This is a genomic window from Gardnerella vaginalis (assembly GCF_001563665.1).
In the GTDB taxonomy this organism is placed as follows: domain Bacteria; phylum Actinomycetota; class Actinomycetes; order Actinomycetales; family Bifidobacteriaceae; genus Bifidobacterium; species Bifidobacterium vaginale_A.
Genome location: NZ_KQ961872.1, coordinates 178,968 through 195,981 on the forward strand (window position 1 = coordinate 178,968; position 17,014 = coordinate 195,981).

Here is a 17,014-nt window from a genome sequence, read left to right on the forward strand (position 1 = left end):
ACTCACTTACACTAAATCTCAAGCGTTCCAGCTGCCAAATCGCCAGCCACAAACGGCATGAAATAAAATGGCATAGTCGCAATTTTCTGATTTGCGTCATAACCATAATTATTTTTAGAAACTTTTATTGCGAACTCAAACTTGTTATGCGTTGCAAACTTATTTAAAGAATTAAGTGTTCCTCTGCCTTTTTTAACATCAATCGGGAAAAGTTTGTTATTTGATTCAACTATAAATTCCAATTCTGAATCTGATTTTCCACGCCAATAAAACAGTTTTAAACCATTTGCGCTAAGTTCGTTTGCAACGTAATTTTCAAAGAAAATACCAGATAGTGTATTATCTCTTTCGTTTGAAATAAAAGATGCTGCATTCACTCCGCTTTGATACGAGAACATGCCAATATCGCACAAAAATAGTCGGAAATTGCTTTCATTCTCTTGCATAAGTGGCATAGTTATATGCTCTTTGAGTTGGAACGACTGATTAACAATATGAGTCATAAGCAGCCACTGAATAGACGTTGCAAAATCTCTAGTTCTACCGTCTTTTTTAATAAGACCAGCTGAAAAGTTTTTTGACTCCTTATTAAGCTCCCTAAAAATATTTTCAAATAGAAGCCGAGATCTTAAAATTGACTCACTGCTTGCCTGATACAATTCCATGTCCGCAAGATAATTGTCATACAGCGAGCGCAAAATCTCACGCGTTTCTAGTAAATCTTTGCGCTCAATATATGCTTCTACCGCTTCTGGCATGCCCCCAATTAGCAGATATTTATACACTTCATTTAACGCAAGATTGTGAATTTCTGTAGGCAGCGCTTGTTTAGCATCATAAGATTCACGCACCTTTGAATATAGAAGGCTGTTGTTATTTAGTAGAAATTCTCCAAAGGTCATTGGATAGATTGTTATCTGGTCGATTTTTCCTACAGGAAAAAGGAATTGGTCTTTTGCTGTTTTTTCAGCATTCTGCTTGCGAGATTCGCGATGCAATTTAATACGTACCATTGAGCCTGTTGCAATTACGCGAATTTTTCTAAAATCTTGGCAAAAATATTTAAGCGACGAAATAATGTTTGGACATTCTTGAATCTCGTCAAAAATCAGCAACATGCTTTCATCTATAGGCTTTGAAAATCGCAAAGACAAGTATTCGATAATTTTTTCTGCGTTTGCTGTGCTTTCGCAAAAGTTACGAACCTCATCTTCTTTTTTAAGATCGATGTAAATATAACTATTTTTATAATATTTTTCCGCAAAAAGTTCTTTTACTAGATATGTTTTACCAACCTGGCGCGCACCCCATATAATTAGCGGCTTACGATTCGGCTTTATGTTCCAGGCGATTAATTTTTGTAATGCTAGTCGTTCCATGGCTTACTCTTTTTATTGTTGATATTACAACGATTATACCATTATTTGCCAGTTTTAGGATGTTTTTTAAGCAATTATTTGCCAGTTTTGGCATGTTTTTTACGTCACCATTTGCCAGTTTTAGGATGTTTTTACACTGTGATTTTAGTGAAAATTTTAGGAAGTTTGGGTTATATAACAGAAATATCTGATTAGCCCAGAGTACCTGCATCACAGTCATGCCAATGATAAACGTAAAAGATTACGGCAAAACTAAAAGTTGCGAAAGAAAACCGCTAAAATAGTGAACATGAGTGCAGTAACAACGCGATACGTTGAAGCAGCAGGCGGAATCATTTACCGCAAGCGCAATATAGATAGCGCAAACACGTGTGACTTCAAAAAAACAGGCAATCAAATAAGTGACGATGACTTTGAGCTTTGCCTAGTTTATCGTCCTAAATACGATGATTGGAGTTGGCCAAAAGGAAAAAACGAAGAAAACGAATCATATCGTCATACAGCAGTGCGCGAAGTTGGCGAAGAAACCGGCTATGCAGTAACACTTGGCCCTCATATTGCTCAAATCGAGTATCCTCTTGACCACGAAGGCAAGAAGCAATCTACCTCTAAAAACAGCAAAAACAGTAGCTCACCGCAAAATAATCAATCAACAGTAATTAAACGCATTCACTACTGGATGATGCGCGAAATAAACGAATCTACAGCATCAAAGAGATTGCCATCATTTGGACCAATAAAGCCAGCAAAACGCACGGAAATAAGCAATATTTTATGGCTAACTCCTTCAAAAGCTCGTAAAAAACTTACTCATGACAGCGACAGAGAAGTATTAGATGCTTTCTTAGAACGACTTCACACATGCCGAGCAAGATATAGCACTTTAATACTAGTAAGACACGGAAAAGCAGAATCTCGAAAGACTTGGCAAGGCAGCGAAGCAACTCGCCCAATTACACCTCTTGGATCAGCAGCATCTTACGCACTTGCGCGAGAGCTTGCTTGCTACGCGCCAAATAAGATACTTTCATCACCTTGGAAACGTTGCGTAGAAACAATTGGATTTTTTGCCAGCGATTGCTCAATGAAAATTGAAGAAATACCGGAGCTTACTGAAGATTATCACGAAAAAAATCCTCAAGATACGCTTAACGTGCTTATAGACACAATAGCTCAACTTGTTCATTGTGATAAAAATGATAATTACGCAACAACAAACACAACAAGTACAACAAACACAGCTAACACAACAAGTACAACTGCAATGTGCCTGCACCGACCTATTATCGGCTCATTCTTTGAATATTTGCGAAAAATTACAAATCCTAAAGCACATAAGCGCATTCTAAGTATGCGATCTCCATACATGCATACTGGAAGTGCAATAGTTTTGCATATTATAAACACTCCTAAAGGTGCTCGAATTATTGACATCGAAAGCGTGATACCAATTGTCTACTAGCCTTCATTCACAATCAAGTTCCATTCATTCTAGCCGTTCTGCTTTTATGCCAAATCCAATAGGAGAAAATCGCCCAAGCAGACCTGCACAAATAGATCCTGCAATGCTTTCACAAATTGAAGGTGGCGCAGATCCACAAATAATCAATGAGATTAGCCATACCTCTGCTGCTGTTTTACTTAATCGCGTGCACAAAACTCAATCTCAAGAAATCGTTGAACGCGTGCTGAATTTGGTTGAAAATGAAGGTATTGACGTTATCGCAGATTTGTGGAGTAGCTCTGAAGCAGAGTCACTACCTGGAATGTTGTATAGACTATATTTATTGCGTATGTCACTTAGAAAACAGCGTGAATCGTATGCTGAATATTGGCATATAGGAGAACCTGAAACCACGAGTGCTTCTGCTATTACAGGTATAGATGAAACACCTACAGGAGAAGATATTGCTCGCCTTGCTGATTCCATTCTTTCAGGTGCATTTACAGGTGATTTCGCAATAGCGCTGCATCGAGCTTCTGCATTTACTTCGATTATTTCGCGTGGAATGCATAAATATGCAGAAAAACTATCAAATAATACAAAAAACTATCAATCTTCTAATAAAAATACGCAAAAAATAGCAAAAATTCTACATATCTCAGCAAATCTTCATACACTTTCATGCAATTTCAAAAATGGCGCTGCGTTATGGAAAGCTGGAAAACTTGATTAAACTCACTCGGCGCGCTGAATAATAAAAACAGGTATACTCGAAATTGACGCTGGCTTGCGTTTAAGCCCCGGGCTCCATTTTTTGCCGCTACGAGCGGCGTTTGCGCCGACAGGCGCTTTCGTAAGTCAGCGTTTTAACTATTACTTTGTTTATATTTTCTTGAAAATTTCACGGCACGCCGATAGCTAACATGCCTAGCTTGTTTTAATCTAGAAGGTATGGATCTTCATGTTTTACATCATCCGCTGGTGGACCACAAGCTCACCGTTTTGCGTGATAAAAATACACCATCTAATATTTTCCGCGAGTTAGTTTCAGAGTTAGTGACTCTTGAAGCTTACGAAGCGACTCGTAATTTGGAAGTTAGCGATTACGAGATTGAAACTCCTATTTGCAAGATGACTGGCAAGCATTTAAATCGACCACGCCCAATGGTTGTGCCGGTTTTGAGAGCCGGACTTGGCATGCTCGATGGCATGACTCGCCTTCTTCCAACCGCTGAAGTTGGATTCCTCGGAATGAAGCGCGATGAGCAAACACTCGACATAATTACTTATGCAAATCGTTTGCCAGAAGACTTAACAGGTCGTCAATGCTTCCTTCTTGACCCAATGCTTGCAACCGGCGGTACTCTTATTGCCGCTACACATTACTTAGCAGAGCGCGGCGCTAAGGATGTTACTGCTATTAACATTTTGGCAGCTCCAGAAGGCTTAAAGCGTTTAGAGAAGGAGATTGATCCTTCTATTGACTTTAAGGTTGTTGTTTGCGCTGTTGACGAGAGTTTAAATGATAAAGCTTACATAGTTCCAGGCCTTGGAGATGCAGGCGATCGCTTATATGGCTTAATTGATTAATATTTGATACGTGTATAAAACGAAATCAAATCAAATCAAAACTAGTCAAAACAAATCAAAACTAGTCAGACGCTAAGCAAATTTATCAAAAACTAAAAACTAAAAAAACTAGTCAAAACTAGAAATAGCCTGCTGATTATCGCAATAATTTTGCAAAATTCAGCAGGCTTTTATATTAAGCATCAATGTTAAGCGAACACTCCGCAATGTTTCTCAAAACTCACACAAACAAACTCACATATGCAAACTCACACAAGCAAACTCACATAGGCTGAGATTGCTCTTGAGCCATATCTTCAAACTTAGAGTTAATTCCACGAAAAGCAAGTTTAAATGTGTCTGTAGGGCCGTTACGATGCTTTGCCATAATAATATCGGCCTCACCTGGGCGTTCTTCCTTATTATAAAAATCAGGACGGTGTACTAAAAACACAACGTCTGCATCCTGCTCAATAGACCCAGATTCGCGCAAATCTGAAAGTTGAGGTTTTTTATCATTTCTCATTTCAGGTCCACGATTCAGCTGACTTAACGCAACAACCGGCACTTCAAGCTCTTTTGCTAATAACTTTAACGCTCGAGAAAAATCAGAAACCTCTTGCTGGCGGCTTTCCACGCGCTTGCCAGAACTCATCAGCTGCAAGTAGTCAATTACAACTAATTTCAAATCATTAGTCTGCTTTAGACGACGACATTTTGCACGAATTTCCATTAAACTCATATTAGGACTATCGTCAATAAATAATGGTGAATCCTTCATCATATCCCAAAAACTATTAAGCTTTGCCCATCGATCAGAAGTAATTTCTTCAGGATGACGTAAAGCAGTTAACGGTATATTTGTTTCAGCAGCAATAATACGTTGAGCTAACTCAATTTTGCTCATTTCCAAAGAGAAAATAATAGATGTCATATTATGATGCAACGCAGCAGAACGAGCAAAATCGACTCCGAGCGTAGACTTACCCATAGCAGGCCTACCAGCTACAACAATCATCTGCCCAGGTTGCAAACCTTGAGTTACGTTATCGATATCTCTAAACCCTGTAGGAATACCGCTAGATATGCCATTAGTTTGAAGATCATCAATCTGATTTAACGTAGTTTCTAACACAGAACCGATAGACACATAATCTTGATGAACTCGCCCAGTGCTCATCTCATATACTTCTGCCTGAGCAAGATTAACAATATCTTCAGCAACAGAACCATTCGCAGAATAACCCATTTGAGCTATTTTTGTACCTGCTGTAATTACGTTACGCAAAATAGCGTTTTGATGCACTATATTCGCATAATATGTGGCGTTTGCAGCAGTAGGAACTGAAGCGACTAAACTGTGCAAATAATCTGCACCGCCAACCTTTTCCAAATCACCATTTTTCAGTAGTTCGTTGGCAACAAGAACGGAATCCACAGGCTGAGATGCAGAAAAAAGAGTGATAATCGCATCATAAATAGTCTGATGTTGAGGAAGATAAAAATCCGAAGTTTCTAGATCTTGCGAAACTTCACCTATAGCATCTTTACTCATAAGCATGCCGCCGAGAACAGCCATTTCAGCATCTGCATCGTGCGGAGGAATACGATCAAATACATTACGATTATCTGAGGATGAAGAATCCTGACTCATACTACTAACATACCTCACAATGCTGTTATTGAAAGCGATAGACACTTATTCGCAATTTACATTGCATATAAAGATACTATGCATTACTTTTTATAAAAACGAGTATAAACGTGTGCAAGTATTACGCGCGAGAAGCAAGCTATACATTTATTGACAAATAAAGATGCCTGAAATGCATAACACAAATTCCTGAAAAATACAAATAGAAGAAAATTTGAAAAAAGTTATTCGCAAGTTATACACACTTTTATCCCCAATATGTGGATAACTTCATTAGATATCCACATAGAAACGCCCAATATGTGGATAACTTCATTTTTTATCCACATTACACACTCCGTGCGTGTCGAAAAATTAAAACATATAAGATTTCCAATTAAAAACATTGAAAAATAAAAGCCACCGACTTCAACAAGAAATCGATGGCTATAACTTAATCTAATTAGATCTTTTATTCGCTTTGGCTTATATTCCAGACTATTTGCGCTTTCGACGACGACTGCGCGACGAGCTCTCAGAACCAGCCCCAGAACCAGAGTTATCCGAATTATTAGAGCTATCAGAGCTATTCGCATCAGAATCACTCACAGAAGAATCAACACCTTCACTAACTTCGTCATGCTTATCTGAGCTATCATCTAACGAATCAAGATTTACTGAATCAACACTATTAGCTGAAGAATCAACAGACGAATCAACAGACGGATCTTCATCTAATTTGTTAGCAAAGTCAGATTCTAATTCACCAGATTCCAATTCACCAGATTCCATTGCATCTTCATTTGCTTTATTAGCATCAATATTTAACTCACTGATATCAGAATCAAGCACAGAATCCACTTTAGATTGCTCAAGTTCCGTAGAAGAACTTTCAGATGAAACATCATCCACGTCCAAAGAAACAGGCGTTAAAACCGCCATTTGAGTTTTGCCTTGAGTAGCATCTGAAACTTCAACAACAGCACCAGAACGAGCTTGAACTATAGAAGAAAAATCATAAGCGCGCTCGCCTTGATCTGCCAAATCAACACCTTTACGTTCTTTAGCTTCAGATATACGCCAACCAAATAGTTTTTCCAAAGCAAAAGCCAGTACTGCCGTAATAACTCCAGCATATAAAATTACAATGCAAATTAAGCAAATTTGCGCAACAAGCTGATGCCAATCTCCAACAACAAGAAGACCTTTGCCATCAGCAAACAATCCGACTGCAAGCAAACCAATAATTGCAGCAACGCCATTAACACTAACTACATGCAAAGCACCATCATAACGAGCAAAAACATGCGAGTAGGAAACTAATGACGTTACAACACCAACGAACACACCAAGTAAAAGCGCCCATAAAGGAGCAATAACATTAGCAGATGCAGAACTTGCAGCAAGACCAGCCATAACGCCAGAAGCCGAACCTAAAGCTGTAAAGCGCCCAAAACGTAAACGCTCAGTAACTCCCCATGCAAGCATTGAAGCAGAAGCTGTAATAGTTGAACTAATCCAAGAATAAACTGCAGCTCCAGGAACTCCCATAGAAGAACCAATCATTAAGCCAAGCCAGCCAAACCAAATGATAAAAATTCCAAGCATAATAAAAGGAACATTGTGAGGCTGTCGCGCTCCAACTAAAGACTCTTCACTCATAGAATTAGCATCAGATAACGAACCTTCAGAAATATCTTTTGTAAAACTATCATTTGCAGCATGATTACCATTAGAACGAGCAACATCATTCCACAATGCTTGCTCTAATTTCCCTTTACTATGATTTTTACTATTTGCTTCGCTCTTTGCAGCAGAACTTGCATGAGAAGAAACAGAAAATACACCTTTTGCGTGAAGAATAAAACGCTTCAAAGGGAACTTCGCATGACCGCCAATAATAAACACGATTGCTAAAGCTGAAACAGCAGCAGCTAAATTAAGAGTTGAACCACCAGCAAAATCATGGATAGAAACTCCTAAAGCTTGCGAAATAGCGCCCTTAGCAGAAAGCAAACCACCACCATACACCATATGCATAAGAGGAGAGAATACTAGTGTAATCCAGACTGCCACAAATATAAGCCAAATCGCATAACGAACACGACCTGCGAGCGCTCCAGTAATCAAAGAAACAGCTACAATAGCACACGCCAATCTAAAAGCTGCAGGGAGTTCATTTGCAATACCAGAGCCAACATCCATAGATGTAAATATCCCACTGTCTGACACCATGGAATCACGGAATAGCAGACCGCTCATAGGATCTCCAAAAATCCCACCCAACATATCTTTTCCCGCAAACGCAAGTGACCAACCCCATAACGTCCATACAATAGTTGTTACAGCGACTGCTCCAGCAGAAAGCATCATCATGTTAATCATAGAAGTTGCTTTCTCGCGCCCTCCGTAGAAAAGCGCAATACCAGGAGTAATAATAAATACCAATGCTGCAGCCAATAACGCTAACTGCGGATCTATTGCGGTCATATATCACCTCAATTATTTGATTTTATGCAACTTACAATTTTGTATTTAACATCTATATTTATTGTACCCGTAAAACAAACAGACAACTAAAATCTGAACATATTCACACATTCATGCAATAGTAACTTTGTCAAATTTGTCAAATTCGCCAAATTCATTACATTCGCAATACTCGTTATAGTCAGCGAATGCGCTAAATCGCCATATGCGTACAAAAATCGTTAATTCACAAAAGTATGCTCATGAAAAAATTTTATACTTAAATCTACATAACAACATAAATATTACGAAAGTATTCCGTCTACAAAACTTTCTGGTTCAAACGGAGCTAAATCATCCGGTCCTTCACCTAAACCAACGAGTTTTACAGGCACACCAAGTTCTTTTTGAACGGAAATCACAATTCCACCTTTAGCAGAACCATCAAGTTTAGTTAAAACTACACCTGTTATACCGATAGCTTCAGCAAATACTTTGGCTTGAGCCATTCCATTTTGACCAGTAGTTGCATCAAGAACAAGCAATACTTCATCAACAGGAACAGTCTTCTCTATAACTCTGCGAATCTTTCCAAGCTCATCCATCAAGTTTGACTTATTTTGCAAACGGCCAGCAGTATCCACTATCAACACGTCAACATTAGATTTACTAGCTTGCTCAGCTGCATCAAAAGCTACGGAAGCAGGGTCAGCACCATCTTTATAAGAACGAACAACAGGTACATTAACAGCACTTGCCCAAGTTGAAAGCTGATCTGCAGCAGCAGCACGGAACGTATCTGCAGCAGCGAGAATTACGGAATGATTCTCAGACACAAATAAACGAGCCAACTTCCCAGCTGTCGTAGTTTTACCCGTGCCATTAACTCCAACCATCATGATTACACTCGGATGATTAGAATCTGATTTATCAACATTCAAACGCCGATCAGTTTTCTCACCTACAAGTTCTAAAAGCCTTGAACGCAAAGATGACCGCACGTCATCAGGATTCGAAACTCCGGTAATCCGCGCATCTTTTCGCAAAGATTCCACAAGTTCTTCACTTGCTTGAGCTCCAACATCTGCTAAAAGTAAAGTATCTTCAACTTCTTCCCAATCAGATTCTGCAATATGATCTTTACTTAAAATCGTAAATAACGCGCGTCCAAAAGGATTTTTACTATTTGAAAGCCTAGCGCGCAAACGCTGAATACGAGAAGAAAGAGATTGAGGAAGATCCTTAGGCTTTTCCTCTATTTCATCACTTTCATCACTCGCGTAAGCTATACCTGATTCGTCGCTTTCTTGAGATTCACTAGTTACATTGGATTCCTCAGCTGCATCAGTTTCACTGCTAGAATCAGGTTCTTCAGATTCACTAGATTCTTCAGATTCACTAGATTCTTCAGATTCACTAGATTCACTACTAGAGCTACATAAATCGGATTCAGGAATAGATTGCGATTCGATGCTATCACGAACACTCTTGTTACTCACATTCTTTTTATTCTTCGAATAAAGTATATAAATAACAAAAATTACAATAAAAAGTGCTACTAAAATTGCAGGAATTACAAATTCACTAGAAAAAAGTGCGAACAAACTAACCAAATTAAACATATATTAAGCATATGAAACTAAAAGTGCATAGACAACATAAAATAATAATTTTTTTATTACTTTTTCACATTATAAACAATAATTTACTATATTAAACATTTGCTTAAAACGAATCATTTTGAGATTAAACAAGACTTAAACAGGATTAAAACAAGACTCAAAACTTCACCTAGTTAAATGAGTTTTCTAAAATTAACTACTTATATACACTTATACGCTTATATACACTTATTGCTTAAAATAATTCACAGCATTAAAACAGTAAGGAGAAAAAATGGATTTTTGCACGAGCGACTTCGAGAAGAACAACACCGCAAAAACATATGACACAGACGCGTCAAGCCAAGCAAACAAATTACAAATTCACGTATATGGAGCAGATTGGTGTGGAGATTGCATCAGAGCTAAATCTGCTCTTAACAGATATGGTGCTGAATTTGTATGGCACGATATTGAATCTGAAGAAGGTGCAGAAGAAAAAGCAATAGAAATTAGTGGTCAAAAACATATTCCTGTAGTAACTTTTCCAGATAACTCGTTTATGGTTGAACCATCTGCAATACAAATTAAAGAAAAATTGGATTCTCTAAAATAAATGAAATAAACACAAAAACAGTAATAATCAAAGATTAAGTTTATAAGTTATATGTATTTTCAAATCAACACGCGGAAATTTTCTACATTTACTTAGTCTTTCAAATATAGTATACTTTTCATTTGTTGCCCCTTTAGCTCAATTGGCAGAGCAGCGTCCTTTTAAGTCGTGGGTTGTGGGTTCGAGTCCCACAGGGGGCACTTTGTGAAATCTTAAGCAAACATTTCATCGTGTTTCGCTTAAGATTTTTTGCTTATAATCACAAGTTTCATGCTATTTCACATCAGCACTAATAAAATTCTGCTTCACACGATCAAGCAATTATAAACACTTGAACAACACTACACTGTGAACACAAAACAGTAAGCAATATGCAAAACACTAATCAATACGCAAAACACGCATAATAAAAATATTGGCTTGCAATACCTGACTAAATATTTATCTAAATACTTAGTCAAATCAATTGCAAGCCAATATTGTCTATAAAACTTTAATTATTACAATGGTTAATTATCACAATGGTTAATTATTTACTTACTAACCTACTAACCGATCCACTTATTACTTATTGCGCAAGTTATACCACCACAACATGCCAATAATTCCCAACAAGCCAATCAGCTCTAAGCAAAGATTAAACCATCCTATTTTTCCTACACCAATAATTGTTAGTACAACAAATACCAAATATAGGATTATTTTACCTGCAATAATTAGAGCATTTTTCAATTTCTCACTCATTTGATACCTCCCATATTTGAGGTTTCAAGCAAACGCTTTTGCACGATTGCATAGAATATAAGAACAGGAACCATCACAATAACCATGCCAGCATATAAACGACCATAATTCGTAGATGCCTTCTGAGTTTGCATAAGATTTAACAAACCAACCTGAACAGTACGATTCTTACCAGTCATCAAAGTCATAGCAATAATATAATCATTCCAATAGCTTAAGAAGTTGAACAACATAGACATTGCGATTGCAGGCTTTGCCATAGGGAAGAATACACGAACCATAATCTTAAATTGTGAAGCACCATCAATCATTGCAGCTTCTTCATAAGCTTTAGGGATTGACGCAAAGTAATCTTGCAAAAGGAATATTGTAAACGGCAAAGACATTACAGCGTATACAAGAGCCAACACAAATATGTTGTCTAAGAAAATACCCTCTGGCAAAAATTCCATAACAAGCTTATCTGCTCCAACAAGCATTAAGAATATAGGAACAATGATGTAATTCGCGTTAATAAACAATCCGCATTGGACAGCTATTTTTAGCAAACGCTTACCAGGAAAGTTAAATCTAGCTAAAGCATACGAACATGGTAATGCAATAATCAAAACTAATATCATCGCTAATACTGTTACGATTACCGAAGTACCAAAGTACTGTCCTAAATGAGCATCTACGAAAGCATCCACATAATTTTGCCAATGTATACTTTTTGGCAAATCCCAAGGGCTTCCATAAAATTCACTTTTATCTTTGAACGAAGCAATAAACACCCAAATAGTTGGTATAGCAATACTTAACGCAGCTATAGTTAAAACTATTTGCCCAACAATTCGACTAAATCCCCACTTACTACCATTACCGCGACTTGCACGACTAATAAAAGACTTCATAATCCACACCTTCTTTAATGCTGGAGCACTTCACTCTTCGTAACCATGTTCACAATCATCGATACAACAAAGCTAAACACGAAGATAACTACTCCAATTGCCATACCGTAACCGTATGCAGAATTGCTATATGCTTGCGAATACATGTACCCAAGCAAAACTTGCGATGCGTTATCAGGACCGCCATTGGTCAAAGCCATCACAAGAACGAAGCTCAAATTAACAGAGCTTAAGATAAAGAACGTCAGCGTTGTACGCAAATTCTGCCAAATAAGAGGAATTGTAATTGAGAATAATTGCCTTGTTTTACTAGCGCCATCAATACGCGCAGCCTCGTATACTTGCGGATCAATTCCAGCCATTGAAGACATATACATAACCATGTAATAGCCTAATGACTGCCACAACATAGCGAATCCAATAGAATAAATTACAATCCTCTGATTACCTAACCATACTTGTTGCAAAGAATCCAAATGGAACAAGCCAAGCAAACCATTTAATAAGCCATATTTCTGATCATAAATTGATGAGAAGATAGCTGCTACAACTACGATTGAAAGAACTGCAGGCACATATAAGATAAAGCGTATAAGACTACTACCTATAATACGATTTTGCATAAGTATTGCCGCAAAAATAACAGCTAACGGCAACGTAATCGAAGTGACTACCACCAATAGCAAAACCGTATTTTGGAATACGTGTACAAAATTCATATCTGTAAAAAGTTTTTGGAAATTGGCAAAACCAACAAATTTTTTATCGTCAGAGTACCCACTCCACTTATATACAGACATTCGGAAAATATTTATTGCAGGTATAAAAATGAATATTAACAATAGAATTGCTGTAGGCAACGAGCACAAAAGACCAAACCGCGCGCGTTTTTTGTCCAAATCAGTGGTCACACCTTTTTTAGTCAAGCTCCCCAACGATTGCTTAAGACTTAACATCATACGTTCCTTTTTTGTAAAAAATAGATAAAACTTTACTACACATACTGACAAGCAATCACAACAACTTTGTTATCCTTTGTAAGTCACTATTTATAAAGTCTGAATAATCAACATTATAAACGCATGAATCTAATCAATTTTCAAGTAAAGGCGAGCACCCACAGCGGTAACTGCCGAGTGCCCGCCTTATACTAGGTGAATTAAATTCACATGCTTAAACGGACGAACTTACTACTTTGCAGCAGCATTCAAAGCATTACTTGTATCATTAATTTGATCAATCCACTGCTTCAAAGTCTTTTGCTTGGATGCAATAGAATCAACCGTGTTATACAAATCTTCCTTAATGTTCTTACCTTCTACAGAAGCTGTAGTAGAGAATGAACCGGAAACAGCCTTAACATTAGGCTCATTGTATGCATCATAGAAGAGCTTCATATCTTCACTGACCTTTTCTGGCATACCCTTAATTGGCTGTACAGCACCGGTCTTAACGAAGATATCAGCAGCCTTGTCGGAATACAAGAACGCCATGAACTTCTTAGCTTCTTCCTTATGCTTTGCCTTAGAAGGAATCCAAACAGCTTCAATAGTGGTATTGATATAACGAGTTGCATCCTTGCTTAAGGTTGGAACTGGAGCGAAGCCCCACTTGAATCCATCCATACGAGGAGCATCCTTCATCTCATTAACAATCCAAGTTCCATTTGGCATGAACAGTGACTTTCCATCCAAAATAGACTGCTGATTCTTAGTGAAATCTTGTGCATTTGCATAACCTACGGTATTTGGATTCAAGTACTCAGTAACAAGCTTGTTGGCAATAGAAAGTACTTTCTGTGCCTTATCTGTCTTCCAAACATCCTTCTTATAAGTCATAACATCCTTGAAGAAGTCTGGACCGCCAACATCAGCGATGAGAGCGTTGAAGAATGCATCAAAGTATCCAGCTGTAGGATATGTGAACAGCGAGATGCCCTTTGCTTTAGCTTCGTCACCAAGCTTAAACATTTCATCCCAAGTTGTTGGAACTTTCCAACCATTCTTTTCAAGCAAAGCCTTGTTGTACACTAAGCCAGATGGCGAGTAATACATAGGCATAAGGTATGTATCAGAATTTCCATAAGGGTTTGTATACAAACCAATCACACCATCAACAAGCTTCTCTTTAACAGTTTTGCTTTCTCCAGGAACTTTGATATCCAGAACGTCATTCAACTTCTCAAGAGCCTTATCCTTTAACAAAGTTTCTGTTAATCCAGAAGTAGAACCTTGACCAAGCTCAACGATATCAGGATAATTTCCAGCCTTCATACCTGGAGTGATTTCGTCTTCAATCTTCTTAGAAGTGACTAAATCAATCTTTACATTTGGATTAAGCTTCTCATATTCCTTTACAACATCTTTGTAAATCTGAGAACCGTATCCGCCTTCAAAAGCAGCGAACTTAAGTGTTACTTTACCGTTGGCACCAGTTGAACTACCGCCACCGCAAGCACCAACACCAAGTAACATCGCGCCAGCGCCCAATGCTGCAACAAGACGCGTTAGTTTGTTAAAACAAGACATTCTTGTAACCTCCTATTTATGCCGAAACGGTCTAGCAACCTTGCTTCAACTGATCGACGTTTTGTTATGTGCTTCCTCACACATCTTTAATTGTACACTATGTTTCCAAAAAAACAAATAAAATTTTCAAAAGTTTTAATAATCTTTAATATAAGGGCAAAAATAAGCATTCATAAAGGATGACATTCGCGTACTAAATACGAAAAATACAAGATGTTATTCACAGCTTATGTATCCAATTATAAAAACGTATATAGTGTTGACCTATACTAAATATGGACATTATAGAATTTCTAAAACTACATATACGAAAAATAGTACAATGGACTGCTCGTTGATTATGTAAGCAGCCCATTATGTTATAAATATTTTTGCAAAAACAAGTAATAAAAACTACTAGTATTTTTTGCAACACGCTTAGATAAAGTTTAACTAAGTTTTATATAAATTTTAGATGATAGTCAGCTAAGTTTTATATAAGATTCACGTGAAACTTAGCTAAGACACACCTAAAGCTACCTAAGATTTAGCTAAAGCTCACATAAAACGAACCTAATATTTAGCTAAAACAGGATAGCAAGATTTAAGAGCAAAATATTGACGAATATCAGTTATACGAACTCGCAATGATGCAGCATAAATCGCACTGAAGCGAATAATTCTGCGATACCCTACAGACTCAACTTCACTAACGCAATGTTCTACACCATCTACATCAGTAATACTAATCTTTACTTTTTCAATATGCTGACCTCTTCTTATATCTTCTTCAAGAACAAGAGCATCTATTATTAAAGGATTAGAAAATTCAATAAACAACCCTATTGGCTTATTACAACAAAAAACTTCTTCTTGATTGCGATTAAGTAAAGCTTGAAGATCACCTTCGTAATCTGTAGGATTTTCTACACTAATCTTCACTTCCTTACTATCACGCAACGCTCGTTTATTAAAATCAGAAATCTTCTGACCAAACTCTTGTAAAACTTTAACATCAACGTCAGCAATCAATCCATGAGAATTTGGCGGAACATTCAACAAAAGTGTAGAATTACCTCCTACCGACTTACACCATATATCGAATAGCTCGTCAGCGCTGCGAACAGTATCATCATCACTTTCGTGATAAAACCATCCTTTACGAATAGACGTATCAACTTCTGCAGGATACCAGCATAATGATCCTTCATAAGAATCCAACACTTTTATAGAACCTAAATCCTCATCAGTAGAAGAAAACTGTCGAGAAAACTCACCATCATCAGCTTTTTGAGATTTTGACGCAACTGTTTCAGCACTGCGCAATTCAGTAGGCAACACACTCCACTCATTAGCTCTAGCATGACCAGCCTCATTACCACACCATCTAACATCTGGCCCGCAAACGCTAATAACAGCTTCAGGTTGAAGCGCGCGAATAGTGTCATAAATACGCTGCCAATCATAAGCCTGCGTTTTGCCATTTTCACCTTCACCACAAGCACCATCAAGCCAAACAGAGAAAATAGGTCCATAACTAGTTAATAACTCTACAAGCTGATTTATGTAAAAATCGTTATACGCTTTACCAGTTCCATATGATTTTTCAGTTCTATCCCATGGTGAAAGATATATTCCAAATTTCATATGATGCTTGCGAGCAGACTCACTAACTTCACGAACTATATCACCTTTACCATTCTTAAATGGAGAATACTGTAACGTATGTTTTGTATATGCAGATGGCCACAAGCAGAATCCGTCATGATGTTTGCATGTAAGGATCACTCCTGTCATTCCAGCAGATTTCAAAGCATCAAGCCACTGATCTACATTGATCTTATCTGGATTAAATAAAGATGGATCCTCATGACCTAATCCCCATTCTCGATTAGTCATAGTATTCATGCCAAAATGTATAAAACCATACATTTCCATGCTCTGCCAAGCAATCTGTCGCGCAGTAGGTTTCACGTTTGCAAGATAATTTTTATTCATAATTACACCATTCTTATTCACATCAACGCAACATTACATTGAATAACAAATTGTACATATGTTAGCAAAGAGTAAATAAAAGTACACATTTTTAATTTTCAACTTTGATAAATGATAATAAGGGGCAGAAGACTGCTATAAGAGCAAATCTTCCACCCCTA

The 17,014-nt window shown here is 37.5% G+C and carries 12 protein-coding genes, 1 tRNA gene and 1 pseudogene; 5 read left to right on the plus strand and 9 right to left on the minus strand.

Annotated features, from left to right (window positions below):
• Positions 1–11: 11 nt before the first annotated feature.
• The gene (locus tag HMPREF3230_RS05500) at positions 12–1,379 is read right to left on the minus strand and encodes an ATP-binding protein (protein ID WP_075523916.1); all 1,368 of its coding nucleotides are present in this window, start codon (positions 1,377–1,379) and stop codon (positions 12–14) included.
• A 289-nt stretch (positions 1,380–1,668) separates the two neighbouring features.
• Between HMPREF3230_RS05500 and HMPREF3230_RS05505 the strand changes: the two genes are divergently transcribed.
• The 3 genes from HMPREF3230_RS05505 to upp all read left to right on the plus strand — a co-directional run bounded on the left by HMPREF3230_RS05505 (position 1,669) and on the right by upp (position 4,413).
• Complete coding sequence (locus tag HMPREF3230_RS05505; protein ID WP_075523917.1) at positions 1,669–2,841, plus strand: NUDIX hydrolase; 1,173 nt, start codon at positions 1,669–1,671, stop codon at positions 2,839–2,841.
• A 46-nt stretch (positions 2,842–2,887) separates the two neighbouring features.
• Positions 2,888–3,556: a thymidine phosphorylase gene (locus HMPREF3230_RS05510; RefSeq protein ID WP_075523947.1), complete on the plus strand. Its 669-nt coding sequence runs from the start codon at positions 2,888–2,890 to the stop codon at positions 3,554–3,556.
• 218 nt (positions 3,557–3,774) lie between these two features.
• Positions 3,775–4,413, plus strand: coding sequence for a uracil phosphoribosyltransferase (gene upp, locus HMPREF3230_RS05515; protein ID WP_075523918.1), 639 nt, complete (start codon positions 3,775–3,777; stop codon positions 4,411–4,413).
• 262 nt (positions 4,414–4,675) lie between these two features.
• Here the strand turns inward: upp and dnaB are convergent, their stop codons facing one another.
• The 3 genes and pseudogenes from dnaB to ftsY all read right to left on the minus strand — a co-directional run bounded on the left by dnaB (position 4,676) and on the right by ftsY (position 9,993).
• Positions 4,676–6,046 carry a replicative DNA helicase gene (gene dnaB / locus HMPREF3230_RS05520; RefSeq protein WP_075523919.1) on the minus strand — a complete coding sequence of 457 codons (1,371 nt, stop codon included), beginning with the start codon at positions 6,044–6,046 and terminating at the stop codon, positions 4,676–4,678.
• Positions 6,047–6,930: 884 nt separating this feature from the next.
• Positions 6,931–8,515: pseudogene (locus HMPREF3230_RS05525) on the minus strand (ammonium transporter); the annotation flags it as partial.
• A gap of 284 nt (positions 8,516–8,799) precedes the next feature.
• The gene (gene ftsY / locus HMPREF3230_RS05530) at positions 8,800–9,993 is read right to left on the minus strand and encodes a signal recognition particle-docking protein FtsY (protein ID WP_082266319.1); all 1,194 of its coding nucleotides are present in this window, start codon (positions 9,991–9,993) and stop codon (positions 8,800–8,802) included.
• Between the two features lie 484 nt (positions 9,994–10,477).
• On the opposite strand from ftsY, the gene HMPREF3230_RS05535 reads away from it, so the two are divergent.
• On the plus strand, positions 10,478–10,711 hold the full coding sequence (locus tag HMPREF3230_RS05535) for a glutaredoxin domain-containing protein (protein WP_075523949.1): 234 nt from the start codon (positions 10,478–10,480) through the stop codon (positions 10,709–10,711).
• A 127-nt stretch (positions 10,712–10,838) separates the two neighbouring features.
• Positions 10,839–10,911, plus strand: a tRNA-Lys gene (locus HMPREF3230_RS05540).
• A 364-nt stretch (positions 10,912–11,275) separates the two neighbouring features.
• Here the strand turns inward: HMPREF3230_RS05540 and HMPREF3230_RS05545 are convergent.
• The 5 genes from HMPREF3230_RS05545 to HMPREF3230_RS05565 all read right to left on the minus strand — a co-directional run bounded on the left by HMPREF3230_RS05545 (position 11,276) and on the right by HMPREF3230_RS05565 (position 16,853).
• On the minus strand, positions 11,276–11,455 hold the full coding sequence (locus HMPREF3230_RS05545) for a DUF6903 family protein (protein ID WP_075523920.1): 180 nt from the start codon (positions 11,453–11,455) through the stop codon (positions 11,276–11,278).
• A complete protein-coding gene (locus HMPREF3230_RS05550; protein ID WP_082266310.1) occupies positions 11,452–12,348 on the minus strand; it encodes a carbohydrate ABC transporter permease in 897 nt (298 codons plus the stop codon). The genes HMPREF3230_RS05545 and HMPREF3230_RS05550 overlap by 4 nt, the downstream gene beginning before the upstream one ends.
• Positions 12,349–12,362: 14 nt before the next feature.
• Complete coding sequence (locus HMPREF3230_RS05555; protein WP_075523951.1) at positions 12,363–13,247, minus strand: carbohydrate ABC transporter permease; 885 nt, start codon at positions 13,245–13,247, stop codon at positions 12,363–12,365.
• 291 nt (positions 13,248–13,538) lie between these two features.
• Entirely contained in the window at positions 13,539–14,876 is a 1,338-nt protein-coding gene (locus HMPREF3230_RS05560) for a carbohydrate ABC transporter substrate-binding protein (protein ID WP_075523921.1), read from the minus strand.
• Between the two features lie 552 nt (positions 14,877–15,428).
• Positions 15,429–16,853, minus strand: a complete 1,425-nt coding sequence (locus HMPREF3230_RS05565) for an alpha-L-fucosidase (RefSeq protein ID WP_075523922.1) — start codon at positions 16,851–16,853, stop codon at positions 15,429–15,431.
• Between the last annotated feature and the right edge of the window lie 161 nt (positions 16,854–17,014).